Below are 19543 nucleotides of genomic sequence, written 5' to 3'. Positions count from 1 at the left end.
GAAAATCCGGTCAGTGTTTTTCCGGCTTTTGCCAACCGGAGATGTTGCGCTGGCGACCGCGTGCCACGGCCAGTTGCTGCTCAGGCACATCCTTGGTGATCGTAGAGCCTGCCCCTACGGTGGCACCCTCCGCAACGGTAACCGGTGCCACAAGCGAACTGTTTGAGCCCACAAACACGCCGTCACCCAACACGGTTTTATATTTGTTCACGCCATCATAGTTACAGGTAATAGTGCCTGCGCCCACGTTTACGTTAACGCCCAGCGTAGCATCACCCACGTAACTCAGGTGGTTAATTTTGCTGCCTTCACCCACGATGGTGTTTTTTGTTTCAACAAAATTCCCTACCTTGGTGCTGGCCGCCAATTGCGTGCCCGGGCGCAGGCGAGCAAATGGTCCAACCTTGGCATTTGGGCCCACACTGCTTTGCTCAATGACGCTGTGGGCATATATATGGACGCCATCGGCAATGCTGCTATCGGTGATCACACACCCGGGACCAATGGATACATGGCTGCCCAAGGTAACCTTACCGTTGAAGACTACGTTCACATCAATCAGAACGTCGTTACCAATGGTGAGTTCACCGCGCACATCCACTCGCGACGGGTCAGCCAGGGTGGCACCTTCCGTCATCAAACGTTCGGCTTCCCGGCTTTGGTACCAACGCTCGAGCTCGGCCAGTTGCAGACGATTGTTCACACCCTGCACTTCGAACGGATTGCCCGGCTGAGCCACGTTCACCTTCATGCCAGCTTGAACGGCCATGGCGATAATGTCGGTCAGATAGTATTCGCCCTGGGCATTGCTGCTTGAGAGCTGGGGAAGCCAGGATTTCAAGTGGCGCGCACTGACCGCAAGAATGCCCGTGTTAACTTCATTAACCGCCAACTGTTCCGCGCTGGCGTCTTTCTGTTCAACGATGGCGGTAACCTGCCCCCCTTGATCGCGCAAAATACGGCCATAACCCTGGGGGTTATCCAGGGTCACGGTTAACAACCCGAGGGTGGTCTCGTCCAGATCCTGTACTAATCCCTGCAGGGTTTGTGCAGTGGTCAGGGGTACGTCGCCATAAAGCACCAGAACCCTGGCGTCGTCGGGTAGCTCAGGCAGTGTTTGGGCAACCGCGTGACCCGTTCCCAACTGCTGTTCCTGCATCACCCAGCTAACGCTGTAGGCGTTGGAAGCCGCTTTTACCTGATCAGCGCCATGTCCGATCACACCGTGAACTTTTTCGGCGCCCAATGTCTGGGCAGTCTCGATCACGTGATGGAGCATCGACCGCCCTGCCACCTTGTGAAGTACCTTCGGCAACGATGATTTCATCCGTGATCCCTGGCCAGCAGCCAGGATTACAACGTGCAACGGTGACATGGGGCAACAACTCCCTTACGTGGTCTGGGTTCTATATCAATGGTAGTTCACACAACAAAAAAGCCGCACCTCGGAATGGAAGGATGCGGCTTCTTCGATGCAAGCTCTCGCAATCTGTTCTATCGAACGTTTTTGCGCAGCTTTTGCAGGGTGCGTAGCTGAGCAGACGCTTCGGCCAGCTCTGCAGCCGCACGATAGTACTCAAACTCACCCGTCTTGTTCGCCAATGCGGCTTCAGCGTCTTTTTGAGCCTGCACGGCGGCAGCCTCATCAACGTCTTTCGCACGCACCGCTGTATCGGCCATCAGGGTCACAAGGTTTGGCTGCACTTCCAGGTATCCCCCGGAAACGTAGAGGATTTCCTCTTCGCCACCTTGTTTGATGATCCGGACTGCCCCCGGCTTAAGCGCGGACAGCAGCGGAGCATGGCCAAACTGAATGCCCAACTCACCCTCGGTGCCGGTAGCGATAAGCATCTCTACCAGACCGGAGTAAATTTTCTTCTCAGCGCTTACGACGTCACAATGTACAGTCATAGCCATATCTCTAAGCCTCTTGGGTCAGAAATTGAAAGAGGATTACTTAGCTTCTTTCGCTTTCATGGCCTTCGCTTTTTCGATGGCTTCGTCCATGCCGCCAACCATGTAGAATGCCTGCTCAGGCATATCATCATAGTCGCCATTAAGGATGCCTTCAAAGCTGCTGATGGTCTCTTTCAGAGACACGTACTTGCCCGGTGAGCCGGTAAATACTTCCGCAACGTGGAACGGCTGAGACAGGAAACGCTCAATCTTACGAGCACGGGAAACGATCTGCTTGTCTTCTTCAGACAGTTCGTCCATGCCCAGAATGGCGATGATGTCTTTCAGTTCCTTGTAGCGCTGCAGTACGTTCTGTACACCACGGGCAACCGCGTAATGCTGCTCACCAATGATCAGCGGATCCAGCTGACGTGAGGTGGAGTCCAGCGGATCGATCGCAGGGTAGATACCCTTGGAAGCGATATCACGGCTCAATACCACGGTAGCATCAAGGTGCGAGAAGGTGGTGGCTGGTGACGGGTCAGTCAAGTCATCCGCCGGTACGTATACCGCCTGAATGGACGTGATAGAGCCAGTCTTGGTGGAGGTAATACGCTCCTGCAGCTCACCCATTTCCTGGGCCAGAGTCGGCTGATAACCTACCGCTGAAGGCATACGACCCAGCAGTGCAGATACTTCAGTACCGGCCAGGGTGTAACGGTAGATGTTGTCGATAAACAACAGTACGTCACGACCTTCGTCACGGAACTTCTCAGCCATGGTGAGACCGGTCAGGGCAACACGCAGACGGTTTCCTGGCGGCTCGTTCATCTGGCCGTAGACCATTGCTACTTTATCAAGAACGTTAGAGTCCTTCATTTCGTAGTAGAAGTCGTTACCTTCACGAGTCCGCTCACCAACACCTGCGAATACGGAGAGACCAGAGTGCTCTTTCGCGATGTTGTTGATCAGTTCCATCATGTTAACGGTCTTGCCTACACCGGCGCCGCCGAACAGGCCAACTTTACCACCCTTGGCGAACGGGCAGATCAGGTCGATAACCTTGATGCCTGTTTCCAGCAGGTCGGCAGAAGCTGACTGGTCTGCATAGCTGGGTGCTTTGCGGTGGATAGCCCAACGCTCTTCTTCACCGATAGGGCCGGCTTCGTCGATAGGACGACCCAAAACGTCCATGATGCGACCCAGAGTCTGGGTGCCCACGGGAACGGAAATCGGCTTGTGTGTGTTTTCTGCTTTCAGGCCACGCTTCAGGCCTTCAGTGCTGCCCATCGCGATGGTGCGAACAACGCCGTCGCCCAGCTGCTGCTGAACTTCCAGTGTAGTTTCGCCACCTTCAAGCAGCAGTGCGTCGTAAATGCCTGGAACGGCGTCACGTGGGAATTCCACGTCGATAACCGCGCCAATGATCTGAACGATGTGTCCGCTACTCATGCTCGGTTCCTCGTTATCTTCATAGTCAATAATACCAGTAGGATTGTGGCGAATCAGACCGATGCCGCGCCGCTCACAATTTCCGAAATCTCTTGCGTAATGGCTGCCTGACGAGCTTTGTTGTATACCAACTGCAGGTCTTTAATAATGTCACCGGCGTTATCGGTAGCACTCTTCATGGCAATCATTCGGGAGGCCTGTTCGCAAGCCAGGTTCTCTACCACGCCCTGATACACCTGGGACTCAATATAGCGTGGCAGTAGCCCGTCGAGAATCGGACGTGCATCCGGCTCGTAAATGTAATCCCACTGGGTACCGATATCTTCTTCGATGCCTTCCGGCAGCGGCAGTAGCTGCTCTGATTTCGGCAGTTGCGTCATGGTGTTGACGAATTCGTTGCTCACCAGATACAGGCGGTCAATCTTGCCCTCACTGAAAGCGTCGAGCATCACCTTGACGTTACCGATCAGAACTTCCGCGCTGGGATCGTCACCGATGTGTGTCAGTGCCGCGACCACGTTGCCACCGTAGCTGCGGAAAAATGAAGCGCCCTTCTGCCCGATAGCGCAGAGGTCAATCGCCACATTTTTGTCTTTCCATTCACGCATTTCGCGAACCAGCAGTTTGAACGCATTGGAGTTCAAACCACCGCACAATCCGCGATCGGAGGAGATAACGATGTAGCCTACACGTTTCACCTCACGCTCAATCATGAACGGATGACGGTAATCCTTGTTGGACTTGGCAATGTGTCCAATTACCTGGCGCATTTTCTCCGCATAAGGCCGAGTAGCCCGCATGCGTTCCTGAGCTTTGCGCATTTTACTCGCCGCAACCATTTCCATGGCGCTGGTGATTTTCTGCGTGCTCTTGATGCTGCCGATCTGGTTACGTATTTCTTTTCCGATGGCCATAGATCACTGCCCTTTCAAGTTAGACACTCATTTGGACCTACAGGCCCGCCGCAGCGGGCCGGCGGTGTTACCAGGTTTGAGTGGTCTTGAATTTCTCCAGCGCAGCTTTAAGACCTGCGGCAACGTCATCGTTGTAGTTGCCTTCGGCACCGATCTTCTCAAGCAGTTCTTTTTGCTCTGAACGCAACCAATCCAACAACTGGGCTTCAAACTGAACAACTTTGGTGACGTCTACGTCATCAAGGAAGCCTTCGTTAGCTGCGAAAAGAACACTACCCATTTCAGCCACAGTCATGGGGCTGTACTGGTTCTGCTTCATCAGTTCGGTAACACGCTGACCGTGCTCGAGCTGCTTGCGTGTTGCGTCATCCAGATCCGAAGCAAACTGTGCAAACGCTGCCAGCTCGCGATACTGAGCCAGAGCCAGACGGATGTTACCGCCCAGTTTCTTCATGATCTTGGTTTGAGCTGCACCACCTACCCGAGATACCGAAATACCGGCGTTCATCGCCGGACGAATACCGGAGTTGAACAGGTTGGTCTCAAGGAAGATCTGGCCGTCGGTAATGGAGATTACGTTGGTCGGTACGAAAGCCGAAACGTCACCTGCCTGGGTTTCGATGATTGGCAGTGCGGTCAAAGAACCGGTCTTGCCTTTCACTTCACCGTTGGTGAACTTTTCAACGTAGTCTGCGTTTACGCGGGAAGCGCGCTCCAGAAGACGGGAGTGCAGATAGAAAACGTCACCGGGATAGGCTTCACGACCTGGCGGACGACGCAGCAGAAGGGAGATCTGACGGTAAGCAACAGCCTGCTTGGACAGGTCATCGTATACGATCAGGGCATCTTCACCGCGGTCACGGAAGTATTCACCCATGGTGGTACCGGAATACGGTGCCAGGAACTGCATGGCGGCCGGATCGGCGGCGCCTGCGGCTACTACGATGGTGTGATCCATCGCACCGTGCTCTTCCAGCTTGCGCACAACCGCAGCAATCGATGACTGCTTCTGGCCGACGGCAACATAGATACACTTGATGCCGGAGTTCTTCTGGTTGATGATCGCGTCGATGGCGACTGCTGTCTTACCAATCTGACGGTCACCAATGATCAGCTCACGCTGACCACGGCCAACAGGAACCATGGTATCGATCGCTTTCATACCGGTCTGGATCGGCTGATCAACAGACTGACGCTCGATAACACCTGGCGCTACCTTCTCAACCGGATCGGTCAGGCTGGTACCCAGCTCACCCTTTCCGTCGATCGGATTGCCCAGACCGTCAACAACACGACCCAGCAGTTCCGGGCCAACCGGAACTTCAAGAATACGACCGGTGCAACGAACTTTCTGACCTTCGGCCAGACCTTCGTAGTCGCCCAGTACTACGGCGCCGACAGAGTCACGTTCAAGGTTCAGCGCCATGCCGAATGTGCCGTTGGCAAATTCGATCATTTCACCGGACATTACGTCGGCCAGGCCGTGAATCAGCACAATACCGTCTGCAACAGACAGAATGGTGCCTTCGTTTTTTGCTTCAGAAGAGATATCGAGCTTTTCGATTCTCTTTTTAATGATGTCACTGATCTCGGATGGATTCAGTTGCTGCATGCCTTTGTCCTCAAACCTTTTGCTGAAATCAGGAGCCCAGAGCTTTAGCCATTTTGGCCAGCTTGCCACGGACTGAAGCGTCAATAACCAGATCGCCGGTATTTACCACCACGCCGCCGATCAACGAAGGATCAACAGCGGTTTCCAGGGCGACTTTACGCTCCAGTTTCCTGGACAATGCTTCTGCCAGCTTTTGCTGCTCTTCCGGAGTCATTTCAAACGCAGTACTTACCTTCATATTTACCGTGCGCTCAAGTTCTGCGCGGTAGAAGGTGAACAGGGTTGAAATTTCCGGCAGCAACGCCAGGCGCTTGTTTTCAGCAAGAATCAACAGGAAGTTTCTGAGCGCTTCGGGCATCTGTTCTTCAGCAGTATCGAAAAACAGCTCTGCCTTGCGTTGCTCAGACAGGCCAGGATTGGCCAGAATTTTCTTCACAGCGCCGTCAGCTGCCAGCAAACCAACAAGAGCAAGAGCCTGATCCCAGGATCCTACGGCATCTTGCTCTTTTGCGGCATCAAAAACGGCTTTGGCGTAGGGCCGGGCTAACGTAGTCAGTTCTGCCATGGGACCCTCGCTTAGAGTTGTGCTGCCAGCTTGTCCAGCATCTCGCTGTGAGCTTTGGCATCGACAGAGGTTTCCAGAATCTTCTCGGCACCGGCAATGGCAAGCAATGCCACTTCTGTTCTGAGTGCGTCGCGAGCCTGAACACGCTCCTGTTGAATTTCCGCTCGGGCTTGCTCAATGAGCTTTTCGCCTTCTTTGCGGGCATCGTCTTTGGACGCTTCCACAATCTGAGCGGCACGCTTGTTGGCCTGATCAATTAGAACGGAAGCTTCTTCTTTGGCTTGCTGCATTTGCTGGGCGGCCTTTTCCTGAGCTAGCTCAAGATCCAGTGAAGCCCGGTCAGCAGCGGAAAGACCATCAGCAATCTTCTTCTGGCGCGCTTGCATGGCAGCCGTAATCGGTGGCCAAACGTACTTCACGCAGAACCAGACGAAAATAGCGAAGGCAATCGATTGCCCTATCAACGTAAGGTTTATATTCACGGCAATATACCTCTTGCTATTCGTTGCGTGCTGGAGACCAAAAAACCGGGCGCCAGGCTCTGATTACCAGAGCAGCGCCCGCATTAGTTGGCTGATTAGCCAGCAACAACGAAGATCAGGTACATCGCGATACCAACACCGATCATTGGAACGGCGTCCAGCAGACCAGCCATGATGAAGGTTTTAACCTGCAGCTGGTTAGCCATTTCTGGCTGACGGGCTGTTGCTTCAAGCAGTTTTCCGCCCAGAATACCAAAGCCAATACCGGTGGCCAGTGCGCCCATACCGATGATGATCGCTGCTGCAATAAATACCATTTCCATTGAGAACTCCTCAGTTTTTCAGATAGTTAAGGGTTTGCTTTTTTAACGGGTAAATCAGTGATCTTCGTGCGCCGCTGCAAGATAAACAATTGTCAGCATGGTAAAAATAAATGCCTGCAACGGAATTACCAGAATATGGAAAATCGCCCAAGGCAGGTTCAGTGTCCACTGCGCCCAGAAAGGCAGCAATGCGATCAGGATAAACACCACTTCGCCAGCATACATGTTACCGAACAAACGCAGTGCCAGACTGATAGGCTTCACTATCAGAACCAGAACTTCCAACACCAGGTTAACGGGGATCAACGCCCAGTGATTGAAGGGTTGCATACCCAGCTCCTTAGCGAAACCGGTAATGCCTTTTACTTTCAGGCTATAAAAGATGATCAGCAGGAAAACGCCAATGGAAATACCAAAGGTGGCGTTGGGATCAGTAGTTGGAACAATCTTGAAGTACTCAAGACCCATGGCTGAAGCCAGCATTGGCACGTAGTCCACCGGGATGAACTTGAGCATGTTCATCAACAGAATCCACACGAAAATAGTCAGCGCCAGTGGCGCAATCAGCGGATTGCGGGCATGAAAGCCGTCTTTTACCAGGTTCTCGATGAATTCAACGGTGACTTCCACCAGATTCTGCAATGCACCGGGTACGCCAGTAGTAACGCGCGTTGCCACATAGCGGAAAAGCCCAAGGAACAGGAGCCCCATTGCGATGGACCAGCCCAAGGTGTCCACGTGGACGGCCATGAAGCCCATATCGGAGGCTTCCTGAGCGGTACGGGCGAAGGTCCAGGCGGACTCGCTCATCACGCTGCCATCAAATCGCTCATAGCCCGCTTCAAGCTTGCCATAGGTGAGATTCTGGAGGTGGTGCTTAATATACTCTACTGGGGTATCAGCCATTCTGCTCTCGTCCCATCATCGCCGTGTTGTTGGTCGTACCAGCCAGCGCAACGCGCCACCTGCCATAACCATCACAGCAAAAGTGAATAACAGAGCCGGTACGTATACCGGCTCCATTAAAGTGAAAACGGCCGCGAAAAAAATTGCGGTAAGGGCGATTTTGGTGGTTTCCGCCCGAAAAAAATTTCCCACCATCAGGTGTGCGTTACGAGCACCCTGGTATCGATAAACCCGATATGCAAACCAGGTATTTGGCACTAAAAATATAAGACCGCCTACAAAAGCGGAATAAGCTGCCAAGGGGCTATGCAATAACCACAACACGCTAAAAAGGCTCAACCAGCTAAACTCAATGGCCAGCCAACGAGCTAAAGGAACTTGGGTGATTCGAGATTGCCGAGATTTCATATCACCACCATTCCAATCGCGCGAAATTATATGTTTTAAGCACTAGTTGTTCAACCAGACTCTGAACGAAATCTGACTAAATTTTCAACACATAGGGCTTAAGAAGGGGCATTTACCACACAATTTGTGGCTTCGGTGCGTCACGGTAACGACATCTGGTGTTTGTAGGTCTTTGGGCCTACAAGCTGTTTTTTATCCGCGATTAGCGGATATGGCCAAGAATACCGTCCAACTCATCGAGCGAGCTGTATTCTATGACCAGTTTGCCTTTGCCACGCTGGCCATGGGCAATAGATACTTTTGCTCCCAGGCGCTCTGCAAGATCATCCTGCAGGGCACGAATATTGGGATCAATGGCGCCCGGTTTTGAGGGTTTTCCAGCAACGGAATCCTGCTGCATCCGACGAACCAGAACTTCTGTCTGGCGCACTGACAGAGATTTAGCGACAACCTGTTTGGCCACCTGCATCTGCTGTTCCGGCGTAAGTGTCAGCATGGCCCGACCGTGGCCCATTTCCAGATCGCCATGTTCCAGCATCAAACGCACATCTTCGGTTAACCCAATCAGGCGCAGAAGGTTAGTGATGGTGGAACGGGACTTGCCCACCGCTTCAGCCACCTGGGCCTGGGTCAGGCCAAATTCATCCTGCAAGCGCTGGAGCGCGAAGGCTTCTTCTATAGGATTGAGGTTTTCGCGCTGAATGTTCTCGATGAGCGCCATGGCGATGGCTGCCTCATCAGGAACATCCCGGATGATGGCGGGTATGCTATCCAACTCTGCCATTTGGGTGGCCCGCCAGCGGCGCTCACCGGCAATCAACTCATAGCGGCCTTCCGCAATGGGGCGAATAACAACCGGTTGCATCACGCCTTGTTGGCGAATGGAATCCGCCAGCTCCTGCAGGGCAGCCGGATCCATGTCGCGACGTGGCTGAAAACGACCGCGCTGGATCAGATCGATAGGAACCTGTCGCAACTCGCCGTCGTGATCTTTCAGTTCCTGGTCCAGGTTAACTCTGGAACCGGCCAGCAGGGCTCCCAGCCCGCGCTCGCCCAATCCTCGTTTCTTCGCCGCCATGGTGTCAGTCATTCTTCCCGTTAAATAGTCGTTGTGCTTCTTTGTTAAAAGAGACGAGCCGCTATGTTACACCGCAACCGGAGTCGATGTCTTTTTCACCCCGTGGCGACGCACCATTTCACCGGCCAGCGCAAGGTAGGCAATCGCACCCTTGGAGGTTTTGTCATACTTTAATGCGGGCATGCCATAGCTGGGCGCTTCCGCTAGACGCACGTTACGGGGAATTACCGCACGGTACACCTTGTCTCCGAAATACTCGGTAAGCTGGCCAGAGACATCCAGCGTGAGGCTGTTCCGGGGGTCATACATGGTTCTGAGGATGCCTTCGATTTCCAGATTCGGGTTCACCGTTTCCTTGATCTGCTCTACGGTATTCATCAATGCCGCAAGGCCTTCCAGAGCGTAATACTCACACTGCATGGGGATAAGCACTGAGTCCGCTGCAGACAGTGCGTTTACCGTTAACAGGCTCAGTGAGGGTGGGCAATCGATCAGAATGTAATCGTAGTTGTCTCGAATGCCGTTGATCGCAAGCCTGAGCCGATGCTCCCGGCCAATCTCGTTCATCAGTTCAACTTCAGCGGCGGTCAGATCGCCGTTGGACGGCATGATGTCAAAACCGGAGGCTTCTGCCGGAATAATCACTTCGGCGGCAGTCGCGCGCTTGGTAAGCAAGTCGTAGCCTGAGAGTTCCAGTGAGCTCTTGTCGACACCACTGCCCATGGTGGCGTTGCCCTGGGGATCCATATCCACCAGCAAAACCCGGCGCCTGGTGGCGGCCAATGAGGCTGCAAGATTGACGCAGGTAGTGGTTTTGCCCACACCACCTTTTTGATTGGTCACTGCAATCACGCGCGCCATGTCTCGCCTCCTTGTTAATGAATACCGCTGCCGAATACCGTTGCGAGTACTGGGGTTATTCTTTAATGGAACTACTCTGCCCGACCCAGCACCAACAGGTGTCTCTCACCACCAGCACCGGGAACACCCAGGGAATGTCTGGATGATACCTGCCAACCCGCAGGAAGGGCAGCCACCTCATCATCCGGATACTGTCCTTTCATGGCAAGGAAGCTGCCATTATTCGCCAACAGCTCGCCACACCAGGTCACCAGATTATCCAATGCGGTAAATGCCCGGCTGCTGATCTGGCTAAATGGCTGCTCTGGCTGGCAATCTTCAGCTCGGCCATGGATAACATCCACATTTTTGAGCCCCAGCTCCAGCACACACTGATTCAGAAAACGGGTTTTCTTGCCATTGCTATCCAGCAGGGTGAAGCGCGTTTCCGGCAGCACAATGGCCAGAGGAATGCCCGGCAAGCCGCCGCCAGCACCCACATCGAGAAGATGTTCCGTGGTTACCCAAGGCAGAATACTGAGGCTGTCGAGCAACTGGCGGGAAACCATCTCCCCCTCGTTGCGCACCGCCGTGAGGTTGTATGCTTTGTTCCACTTGTTGAGCAGAGCAAGAAATTCCAACAATCGTTGTTGCTTGTCGTCATCGAGGGAAAGCTGCATTTGCGCCAGCCCTTCCCGGAGTTGGCGCTGCCAGAGTGTTTGAGTCATGGCAGGGTTCAGGCGCTCTGCTTGCGCAAAAGCTCGCGCTTTTTCAGATTTACCAATATCTGCGAGATCGCAGCCGGCGTTACACCCTGTATCCGCGAGGCTTGTGCAACCGTTTCCGGGCGAACTTCTTTCAGCTTCTGCTTGATCTCATTCGACAACCCGCCGATTACATCGTAATCCAGATCAATAGGCAGCGCCGTGTTCTCATTCCGGCGCAAACGCTCAATTTCGTCGGTCTGGCGCGAAATATAGCCTTCGTACTTGATCTCGATTTCCACCTGTTCCGCCACAACCGGGTCTTCTGCTTGCGCAGCCCCGATTTCAGCCACATGGCTGTACACAATTTCCGGGCGACGCAGCAACTCCGCCAGGGTGTGATCCCGGGTCATGGGCTGTTTAAGGAAAAGGTTGGCGCGATCGCCCGCTTCAGTTGCCGGGTGTATACGGGTGTTCTCGAGGCGTTTGCGCTCTGTCGCAATGGCTTCAAACTTGGTATTGAATTTTTGCCAACGCTCGTCATTTACCAATCCCAGCTTGCGGCCGGTTTCGGTGAGGCGTAAATCGGCGTTGTCTTCGCGCAGGATGAGGCGGTATTCCGCTCGGCTGGTAAACATGCGGTATGGCTCTTTGGTACCCATGGTGATCAGATCATCCACCAGCACCCCGAGATAGGCTTCATCGCGGCGCGGATACCACTCGCTCTTTTCCTGCGCGCGCAGGGCTGCGTTAATGCCCGCCAGCAAACCCTGGGCACCCGCTTCTTCATATCCAGTAGTACCGTTGATCTGGCCGGCGAAATAAAGACCCTGGATGAACTTGGTTTCCAGAGTGTGGCGCAAGTCCTGGGGGTTCAGATAATCATACTCAATGGCATAGCCAGGCCGCGTGATATGGGCATTTTCAAAGCCTGGAATGGAACGCACTGCCGCCAGCTGGATATCAAACGGCAAGCTGGTGGATATGCCATTTGGATACAACTCATTGGTGGTCAGGCCTTCTGGCTCTACAAATATTTGATGCGAGTCTTTGTCGGCAAAACGGTTGACCTTGTCTTCAATCGACGGGCAATAGCGTGGCCCAACGCCTTCAATGTTGCCGGCAAACATAGGCGAGCGATCAAAGCCGCTGCGTATAATGTCGTGGGTTTGCTCGGTGGTGCGGGTAACGTAGCAGCACACCTGTTCCGGATGCTGATCCCGGCTGCCAATAAACGACATCACCGGCGCAGGGTTATCGCCCCACTGCTCCTGCATCACGGAGAAATCGACACTGCGGGCATCAATACGTGGCGGCGTGCCGGTTTTCAGGCGGCCTACGTTAAATGGCAGTTCTCGCAACCGTTGAGCCAACGCGTTGGCTGGCGCATCGCCGGCACGTCCGCCGGAATGCTGCTGCATGCCAATGTGGATAACGCCGCCGAGGAAGGTGCCTGTTGTCAGTACGACGGTTTTAGCGTTAAACCGGATACCGGTCTGGGTCACGACGCCGGTTACCTGGTCGTTTTCCACAATCAGGTCATCTGCAGCCTGCTGAAACAGGGTGAGATTTGGCTCGCTTTCGAGAGTATGGCGAATGGCAGCCTTGTACAGAACACGGTCTGCCTGGGCTCGGGTAGCTCGCACTGCCGGGCCTTTTCGGCTGTTTAGTACCCGGAACTGTATGCCTGCCAGATCAGTGGCCTGCGCCATGGCGCCGCCAAGGGCATCAATTTCCTTCACCAAATGGCTTTTGCCAATGCCACCGATGGCCGGGTTACAGGACATCTGCCCAAGGGTTTCAATGTTGTGGGTCAGCAGCAGGGTTTGCGAACCCATACGCGCGGCCGCAAGCGCGGCTTCGGTACCGGCATGGCCACCACCAATGACAATTACATCGAAACGGGTCGGAAAATCCACAGCTCACCTCGGAAATCGGGGGATAAAAACAGGGCCGGGAGTATAACGTTTCGCCCGGAAAAATGCAGTCAGAATGTGCAAATTTTAACCAGAAACACCTGCACATGGCAGCCTCTGGGTCGCTGTCACCGGATAAAATACCTGTTTAACGCTTCGTGTGATGCAGCGAAAAACCTAAATCATCGGGTTTTCATAGGCTTGGGCAGCTCTCCTCAAAAAGTTTTCAATAAAGTTATCCACAAATTCATCGCTTATAAAGCGCCCCTCATTGACAACTAAGCCGTTGTTTTGAAAGATATTATAAAATTATATTTAAGGCTTATCCGCAGCTTATCCAACTATTTATCCACAGAACTCTATCCTGCTCGCCGCCTCAAACGCCACACGGCTATGAGCACAAGCCCATTGACCAGTGAGATCAACAGAAAAAAGCCCGGAATTCCCACTTCGAGAAGCCCGAGTACAACAATGCCGGTGAGTGCGCTTACAACCATGAACAGCGCATTTATTACATTCAGCGCTGCAATGATTCGCGCCCGTTTATTTTCAGGGGTTTCATGCTGGATAAACGCGTAGAGGGGCACAATAAACAAACCACCGCACACGCCGATACCCACCAGATCAGCTAATACCCGGATGTAAGCTGGATCCGTGACCAGTGTCCACCAGGTGGAGGGCTCCGGGCTTGCCGGTACCGCGAAAAACAGATCTACCCCAAAAAGGGTCAACCCAAGGGCGCCCCAAGGAATAGGGGTCAAAGTGATTCGATGCCGTGTAAGGCGCTCACACATCATCGAGCCGATTGAGATGCCCACGATAAACATGGACAGAAGAAGAGTGACCACGGTTTCGTCACCCTGAAGGTTACTCAAGGCGAAATTTGGAAACTGAGTGAGATAGGCTGCACCAAGAAACCAGAACCAGGAAATGGCGAGAATCGCCCAAAGCACCGGCTTGCGCTCGGCGGCCACACCCATCAGGTGCCAGGTTTCCAACACCGGGCGGAAGCGCACCGCCTGCGCATTAAGGGGTACCCCAGTGTCTGGCACCTGTCTTGCGGCGATATAGCCTAAAACTGCCATCACCAAAACGCTCGCAGCCGTGAGCTTTACCGCGCCCTCAAGCCCCATCAACAAGCCGGCGGCTATGGTGCCGAGCAAAATGGCAACAAACGTGCCCATGCTCACCAAGCCATTGCCACCTACCAGCTCATCTTCCCCAAGTACCTGGGGCAGAATGGCGTACTTCACCGGCCCAAAAAAGGTAGATTGGGTGCCCATCAAGAACAGCAGCACCAGCAGCCCTTCGTACCAACCTAGCCAGAGCGCTAAGGTAGCCAGTGCCATAATGCCTATTTCGGCGAGTTTTACTTTGCGGATAATCGCCGCTTTCTCGCAGCGGTCGGCCATCTGCCCGGCAATGCCGGAAAACAGGAAGAACGGCAGGATGAACAAAAACGCAGCCAGATTGATTACCGTGTTCACCGACATCCCCAACAAACCCGTGGTCTGATAGGCAATCAGCAACAAGAGTGCGTTTTTATAGAGGTTGTCGTTGAACGCTCCGGAAAACTGGGTGAGATAAAACGGCAAAAATCGCCGCTGTCCCAGTAAACGGAACTGGCTGGGTATGGCCATAAAACCTTCCGGATTGCAGGGTCACACCAGCCCGTTATTAATCTGACGAACTGGCTTGGGATAAAGAGGCCTGGCGCTCCAGCTCATGTTCAACCGCATTGGCGGATTTAGCAAAGCCTGCCAGCATATTGTATAGCACCGGGATGATAAACAACGTAAGCGTGGTCGCAAAAATCAGCCCGCCCAGAATCACCATACCAATCGCTGCCCTGCTTTCAGCACCCGCGCCTGTGGCAATAACCAGAGGCACCGCACCGAAGACTGTGGATATCGTAGTCATCAGTACTGGCCGGAATCGCAGGGACGCACCCGCCAGAATCGCCTCTTTAACCTCGTAACCTTCATCTCGAAGCTGGTTGGCAAACTCCACAATCAATATGCCGTTCTTCGACATGAGCCCCAGCAGCATGATGATCCCGATCTGGCTGTATATGTTCAGGCTGATGCCGCTCCACCACAATGCCAGCAGTGCACCGGTTACCGCCAAAGGCACAGGGAGCATGATGATCAGCGGGTGAATCCAGCTTTCAAACTGGGCCGCCAGCACCAGGAACACGATAATGAACGCCAGGCCAAAGGTGACATAAATCGCGGAGGAGGATTCCTGAAACTCCCGGCTCAAGCCCTGGTAACTCAACCGGGCTTCTGACGGCAAGGTGTCTACTGCAAGCGTGTTCAGGTAGGTCAGTGCGGAGCCAAGATCATAGCCATCTGCCAGAGATCCGCTGATAACCACGGCCGGCAGGCGATCTATGCGGCGAAGATCGGGGTTTGCCCCTTTCTCTGTAATTGAAACCAGTGCCTGCAGTGGAATCAGGTCGCCACCTTCTCTCGGACGCAAGAATATCTGGCCCAGATCCGATGGTGTCGCGCGGCTGGCATCATCGGCCTGCATGATGACATCGTACTCGCGACCCCGTTCCAGATAGGTTGTTACCTTCCGTGATGCCAGCATGGTTTGCAGTGTAAGGCCCACATCCTCAATGGTAATGTCCAGATCTGCCGCTCGCTCGCGATCAATCGCAACGCTGAGCTCCGGCCGGGTGAGCTCGAAATCGGTTTGCAAGTTCAGCAGGTTGGGGTTTTCCTTGGCCCGCGCTACCAGCTCGTCACTCCAGGCTTGCACAGATTCATAGTCCGGCCCGGCAACCACAAACTCTACTGGCTGGCTGAAACCACGCTGGCCCAGCCCTGGCGGATTGATCGCCACCATGCGAATACCGGAAATATCCGCAAACTTTTTCCGTATCTCGCTGGTAACCTGCTGCTGCTTGATCTCCCGCTCATCCCAAGGGGCCAGCCCCATTATGATGAACGCGCTGTCTTCCCGCTCGCGGAAACCGACAATGGATAACATGCGGCTGGCAGGCCCATCTTCCAGAAAAGGCATGAGCTTTTCTTCTGCCTGTTTTACATAGTGATCGGTGTACTGAACGGTGGCGCCCCGAGGCGCACTGGCGGGCATAATAATCGTGCCTCTGTCTTCGATAGGTGCCAGTTCCTGAGGCAGTTTCGGGTATATCACAACCGCCACAACCAGCCCCACCAAACCAATGCCCAGCACCAGGCCAGCCTGATTGAGTGAAAACCTCAGCAGCCGTTCGTATCCACTGGTGAGTCCGTTCAGCACTTTCTCGATAATGGCCCAAAAACCATGCCCTTCTCCGCTTTTCGGGCTGGGTTTTAGCCACTTGGAGCACAGCATGGGTGCGAGAGTCAGCGCCACCAGGCTGGACACAACTACTGCCGCCGCCAGTGTGAAACCAAACTCCGCAAACAACCGGCCTATGTTGCCGCCCATAAACGAAATGGGCACGAACACAGCCACCAGTGTGAGGGTGGTGGCAATCACCGCAAAGGCTACCTGCCTGGCACCACGATAGGCGGCCAGCAGCGGCGGCTCACCCTTATCAATTCGGCGCTGGATGTTTTCCAGCATCACTATGGCATCGTCCACCACCAGGCCAATGGCGAGTATGACCGCCAGCAAGGTGAGTACGTTGATGGAAAAACCCAGGAAGCCGAGCCCAATAAAGGCACCGATTACCGCTACCGGTATGGTCACTGCGGGGATCAGCGTGGCGCGCCAGGAGCGCAGGAACAGGAAGATCACCAAGATGACCAATGACACTGCAATTGCCAGGGTGATCATTACCTCGCGAATGGAGGCACGGATAAATATGGATTCATCGTAGCTTTCAGTGATGCTGATTTCCGGTGGCAGGGTTTCCCGTATCTTATCCAGCTCACCCCGAACAGCATCTGATACAGCCACGGTATTGGCCTTGGACTGCCGGATAATGCCCATACCAATGGCGGTTTGGCCGTTGGCGCGCAAGCGCCCGATATCGGACTCCACACCCATCACCACATTCGCAACTTCTCCCAGGCGCAGCAGCTGATTGCCATCCCGGCGAATCACCAGCTCACGGAATTCTTCAACCGTTTCCAGCCTGCCTTCTGCCCGCACAGTAAAGTTACGAGTGGACGAATCCACAGAACCCGCGGGTAGCTCTACGTTGTTAGCGCGCAACGCCCGCTCAACTTCGGCCACGGTTATATCCCGAGCCGCCAGGCGTTCCCGGTCAAGCCACACGCGAATGGCATAGCGGCGCTCACCACCAATTCGCACATCGGCGACGCCATCCACCACCGCCAATCTATCTGCCAGAACCCGGTCGGCATAGTCGCTCATCTGGGCTGAATCCCAGTGATCGCTGCGCAGGGTTACCCACATCATGGGGCGGGCATCGGAATCCGCTTTGCGCACCACGGGCGGATCGGCTTCATCCGGTAACTGGTTGTTCACCCTCGAAATAGCATCGCGAACATCGTTAGCTGCAATGTCCACATCCCGACTGGAGGAAAATTCGATAGTGGTATAAGAACCGCCCTGACGGGTGGATGACTGGATAGAGCGAATCCCTTCTATACCGCTGATGGCACCTTCGATGATCTGAGTGATCTGGGTATCAACCACCTCAGCGGCCGCACCCGTATAGCTGGTGGAAACAGACACCACGGGTGGGTCAATGTCGGGATATTCGCGCACCGGCAGGCCGAACAAGGCAGCCAGACCAAACACGACAATCAGCAGGCTGAGAACCGTAGCAAACACCGGACGTTTGATTGAAATATCTGAAAGAATCACGGCTTACGACTCCACAGAAAGGGTAAACCGGTTTTCGGGAATCGCGTTTTCATCATCGATCACCCGGATACGTTCACCACTACTAAGCCGATCTTGCCCTGTCACCACCACCGAATCGTCTGCTGTTAGCCCTTTCGCAATTTCCACACGCCCGGGCATACGTGAGCCCAGCGTTACTGGCACGCGCCGGGCAACACCGTCATCTGCCACAAACACATATTGTTCGGCACCACGAACCATAACCGCCTGCTCCGGGATAACCAGAGCCTGGCGCTCACGCAATGTCAGGCTAACGGACATAAACTGGCCTGGGCGCAACTGCCCCTCCGTGTTATCAATCAGGGCGCGAACCGGTAACGAGCGACTGAGCTCATCAATGCGGGAACCCAATTCAACCAGTTCGCCAATGAATACCTGATCAGGGTAAGCCGGGGAGCTGCCTTGTACCTTCTGGCCCGGACTGATCTGGCCAAGAAAGCGCTCGGGGATGGAGAAATTCAGCTCCATGGGGGATGTGGCATCCAACGTTGTTATAGTGGTGCCCGCGGTTATATAGGCGCCGATACTAATATCACTCAAGCCTGCCACGCCGGAGAACGGGGCTTCAATACGGTGGTTTTCAAGCCTGACCTGCGCCGCGGTACGCTGAGCTTCAGACACCTCTACGGCGGTTCTCAGCTCATCCACGAAGGACTGGGAAATACTGTTGTTGTCTCGCAGACTTTTGGCTCTTTCGTATTTACGCCGAGCGTCTGCCAACTGGGCTTCAATAACACCCAGATCTGCCCTCGCCTGTCGATCATCAAGCCGCAGCAGCAGGTCGCCCTGTTTTATCCGGCGGCCAGACTTCAAATTGATCGCTACCACACGGCCGCTAGTTTCAGTGGTCAGGTTCACCTCATTGACTGCATTCAAGCTACCAACTGCCCTGATTTCATCCCGCACCGTATCCGTTGCAGGCAACACGATGTTCACTGCACTCGCAGGCCGCTCACGAGCAACCTGCGCCTCAGCCGATTCATCCAGGCTGCGATAAACCAAAGCAGCACCCAGTGCTAATACGACCAGTAGAAAACCGATCAGCCATTGTTTCAACATAAAGTCTCTCAGCAGACAGACCGGCTTCCGCCGGGTTCTATTTTTTCTGTATCACAATCACAAGTTCACCGACATCAACCCCCCATTTGCTCATAGTGGTCTGGTTGATCAAGGTGTCGGGCGTTATCAGATACATCCAGTCGTCCATTCGTACATCCAGGGTTCCATCGCCATAAGCTATCCGTAGCACATAGTTCATGTGAATCGTGTTACCACTCCAGCGCATGGTTCCCGGCTCCGCCACATCGCCAGCGTCATTCCAGGATGCCGAGATATCCGCATCAAATGTGCGAATCACCTCACCGGACATGTCCTTGACCACGCCACGGGCGCTAAGTTCACCACTGAAGAACGCTTCCGGAACCAGCTTGGGCCCGCGTTCTGCATAATCTGTCAGTGCAGGGCCAGAACAGCCCCCCCAGCAATGCCAAAACCGCGGTCAACACGAGTATAGAGTGCCGCCCCCCTTTGGGTATCGCAGAACACAGATTTTGCACGTTTTTTACACTATTCATATAGCTCTCCAGAAAGCTTTTTTACCCAGAATTACGACCGGGT

At 54.1% G+C, this 19543-nt stretch carries 17 protein-coding genes and 1 pseudogene; all 18 read right to left on the bottom strand.

Features of this window, described 5'->3' with window-relative positions:
- Nucleotides 1-10: 10 nt before the first annotated feature.
- The gene (gene glmU, locus AADB16_RS02685) at nucleotides 11-1375 is read right to left on the bottom strand and encodes a bifunctional UDP-N-acetylglucosamine diphosphorylase/glucosamine-1-phosphate N-acetyltransferase GlmU (RefSeq protein ID WP_410801192.1); all 1365 of its coding nucleotides are present in this window, start codon (nucleotides 1373-1375) and stop codon (nucleotides 11-13) included.
- A gap of 119 nt (nucleotides 1376-1494) precedes the next feature.
- Nucleotides 1495-1917, bottom strand: coding sequence for a F0F1 ATP synthase subunit epsilon (locus AADB16_RS02680; RefSeq protein ID WP_298451569.1), 423 nt, complete (start codon nucleotides 1915-1917; stop codon nucleotides 1495-1497).
- Nucleotides 1918-1953: 36 nt separating this feature from the next.
- Nucleotides 1954-3348: a F0F1 ATP synthase subunit beta gene (gene atpD / locus AADB16_RS02675; RefSeq protein ID WP_309044191.1), complete on the bottom strand. Its 1395-nt coding sequence runs from the start codon at nucleotides 3346-3348 to the stop codon at nucleotides 1954-1956.
- A gap of 53 nt (nucleotides 3349-3401) precedes the next feature.
- Complete coding sequence (atpG, locus tag AADB16_RS02670; protein ID WP_200201636.1) at nucleotides 3402-4262, bottom strand: F0F1 ATP synthase subunit gamma; 861 nt, start codon at nucleotides 4260-4262, stop codon at nucleotides 3402-3404.
- Between the two features lie 67 nt (nucleotides 4263-4329).
- Nucleotides 4330-5874 (bottom strand): F0F1 ATP synthase subunit alpha, encoded by a 1545-nt coding sequence (atpA, locus tag AADB16_RS02665; protein WP_309044190.1) that lies wholly within the window; start codon nucleotides 5872-5874, stop codon nucleotides 4330-4332.
- A 28-nt stretch (nucleotides 5875-5902) separates the two neighbouring features.
- Complete coding sequence (locus AADB16_RS02660; protein ID WP_410801190.1) at nucleotides 5903-6439, bottom strand: F0F1 ATP synthase subunit delta; 537 nt, start codon at nucleotides 6437-6439, stop codon at nucleotides 5903-5905.
- An 11-nt stretch (nucleotides 6440-6450) separates the two neighbouring features.
- A complete protein-coding gene (locus AADB16_RS02655) occupies nucleotides 6451-6921 on the bottom strand; it encodes a F0F1 ATP synthase subunit B (RefSeq protein WP_200201633.1) in 471 nt (156 codons plus the stop codon).
- A gap of 95 nt (nucleotides 6922-7016) precedes the next feature.
- Nucleotides 7017-7244: a F0F1 ATP synthase subunit C gene (gene atpE, locus AADB16_RS02650; protein ID WP_014873137.1), complete on the bottom strand. Its 228-nt coding sequence runs from the start codon at nucleotides 7242-7244 to the stop codon at nucleotides 7017-7019.
- A 54-nt stretch (nucleotides 7245-7298) separates the two neighbouring features.
- Entirely contained in the window at nucleotides 7299-8150 is an 852-nt protein-coding gene (gene atpB / locus AADB16_RS02645; protein WP_298451537.1) for a F0F1 ATP synthase subunit A, read from the bottom strand.
- A 15-nt stretch (nucleotides 8151-8165) separates the two neighbouring features.
- Nucleotides 8166-8558 carry an ATP synthase subunit I gene (locus tag AADB16_RS02640; protein WP_298451534.1) on the bottom strand — a complete coding sequence of 131 codons (393 nt, stop codon included), beginning with the start codon at nucleotides 8556-8558 and terminating at the stop codon, nucleotides 8166-8168.
- A gap of 202 nt (nucleotides 8559-8760) precedes the next feature.
- Entirely contained in the window at nucleotides 8761-9636 is an 876-nt protein-coding gene (locus tag AADB16_RS02635; RefSeq protein WP_309044188.1) for a ParB/RepB/Spo0J family partition protein, read from the bottom strand.
- A 66-nt stretch (nucleotides 9637-9702) separates the two neighbouring features.
- Nucleotides 9703-10497, bottom strand: a complete 795-nt coding sequence (locus tag AADB16_RS02630) for a ParA family protein (protein WP_309044187.1) — start codon at nucleotides 10495-10497, stop codon at nucleotides 9703-9705.
- A gap of 71 nt (nucleotides 10498-10568) precedes the next feature.
- Nucleotides 10569-11204 carry a 16S rRNA (guanine(527)-N(7))-methyltransferase RsmG gene (rsmG, locus tag AADB16_RS02625; protein ID WP_410801188.1) on the bottom strand — a complete coding sequence of 212 codons (636 nt, stop codon included), beginning with the start codon at nucleotides 11202-11204 and terminating at the stop codon, nucleotides 10569-10571.
- Nucleotides 11205-11212: 8 nt separating this feature from the next.
- A complete protein-coding gene (gene mnmG, locus AADB16_RS02620) occupies nucleotides 11213-13099 on the bottom strand; it encodes a tRNA uridine-5-carboxymethylaminomethyl(34) synthesis enzyme MnmG (RefSeq protein WP_309044185.1) in 1887 nt (628 codons plus the stop codon).
- A gap of 356 nt (nucleotides 13100-13455) precedes the next feature.
- The gene (locus AADB16_RS02615) at nucleotides 13456-14736 is read right to left on the bottom strand and encodes an MFS transporter (RefSeq protein WP_410801186.1); all 1281 of its coding nucleotides are present in this window, start codon (nucleotides 14734-14736) and stop codon (nucleotides 13456-13458) included.
- 37 nt (nucleotides 14737-14773) lie between these two features.
- Nucleotides 14774-17887 carry an efflux RND transporter permease subunit gene (locus tag AADB16_RS02610; RefSeq protein ID WP_410801184.1) on the bottom strand — a complete coding sequence of 1038 codons (3114 nt, stop codon included), beginning with the start codon at nucleotides 17885-17887 and terminating at the stop codon, nucleotides 14774-14776.
- Between the two features lie 3 nt (nucleotides 17888-17890).
- Nucleotides 17891-18985 (bottom strand): efflux RND transporter periplasmic adaptor subunit, encoded by a 1095-nt coding sequence (locus AADB16_RS02605; RefSeq protein WP_410801182.1) that lies wholly within the window; start codon nucleotides 18983-18985, stop codon nucleotides 17891-17893.
- 37 nt (nucleotides 18986-19022) lie between these two features.
- Nucleotides 19023-19403: pseudogene (locus AADB16_RS02600) on the bottom strand (DUF3833 family protein); the annotation flags it as partial.
- Nucleotides 19404-19543: the final 140 nt, after the last annotated feature.

It is taken from the genome of Marinobacter sp. KMM 10035 (assembly GCF_046537445.1).
Taxonomy (GTDB): domain Bacteria; phylum Pseudomonadota; class Gammaproteobacteria; order Pseudomonadales; family Oleiphilaceae; genus Marinobacter; species Marinobacter sediminicola.
The sequence above is the reverse complement of the archived record's forward strand: the minus strand, read 5'-3'. Positions and strand labels throughout refer to the sequence as shown.

Coding starts and splice junctions, on each gene's coding strand:
- glmU (WP_410801192.1), bottom strand. CDS start 1,375: ATGTCACCGTTGCACGTTGTAATCCTGGCTGCTGGCCAGGGATCACGG.
- AADB16_RS02680 (WP_298451569.1), bottom strand. CDS start 1,917: ATGGCTATGACTGTACATTGTGACGTCGTAAGCGCTGAGAAGAAAATT.
- atpD (WP_309044191.1), bottom strand. CDS start 3,348: ATGAGTAGCGGACACATCGTTCAGATCATTGGCGCGGTTATCGACGTG.
- atpG (WP_200201636.1), bottom strand. CDS start 4,262: ATGGCCATCGGAAAAGAAATACGTAACCAGATCGGCAGCATCAAGAGC.
- atpA (WP_309044190.1), bottom strand. CDS start 5,874: ATGCAGCAACTGAATCCATCCGAGATCAGTGACATCATTAAAAAGAGA.
- AADB16_RS02660 (WP_410801190.1), bottom strand. CDS start 6,439: ATGGCAGAACTGACTACGTTAGCCCGGCCCTACGCCAAAGCCGTTTTT.
- atpE (WP_014873137.1), bottom strand. CDS start 7,244: ATGGAAATGGTATTTATTGCAGCAGCGATCATCATCGGTATGGGCGCA.
- atpB (WP_298451537.1), bottom strand. CDS start 8,150: ATGGCTGATACCCCAGTAGAGTATATTAAGCACCACCTCCAGAATCTC.
- AADB16_RS02640 (WP_298451534.1), bottom strand. CDS start 8,558: ATGAAATCTCGGCAATCTCGAATCACCCAAGTTCCTTTAGCTCGTTGG.
- AADB16_RS02635 (WP_309044188.1), bottom strand. CDS start 9,636: ATGGCGGCGAAGAAACGAGGATTGGGCGAGCGCGGGCTGGGAGCCCTG.
- AADB16_RS02630 (WP_309044187.1), bottom strand. CDS start 10,497: ATGGCGCGCGTGATTGCAGTGACCAATCAAAAAGGTGGTGTGGGCAAA.
- rsmG (WP_410801188.1), bottom strand. CDS start 11,204: ATGACTCAAACACTCTGGCAGCGCCAACTCCGGGAAGGGCTGGCGCAA.
- AADB16_RS02615 (WP_410801186.1), bottom strand. CDS start 14,736: ATGGCCATACCCAGCCAGTTCCGTTTACTGGGACAGCGGCGATTTTTG.
- AADB16_RS02605 (WP_410801182.1), bottom strand. CDS start 18,985: ATGTTGAAACAATGGCTGATCGGTTTTCTACTGGTCGTATTAGCACTG.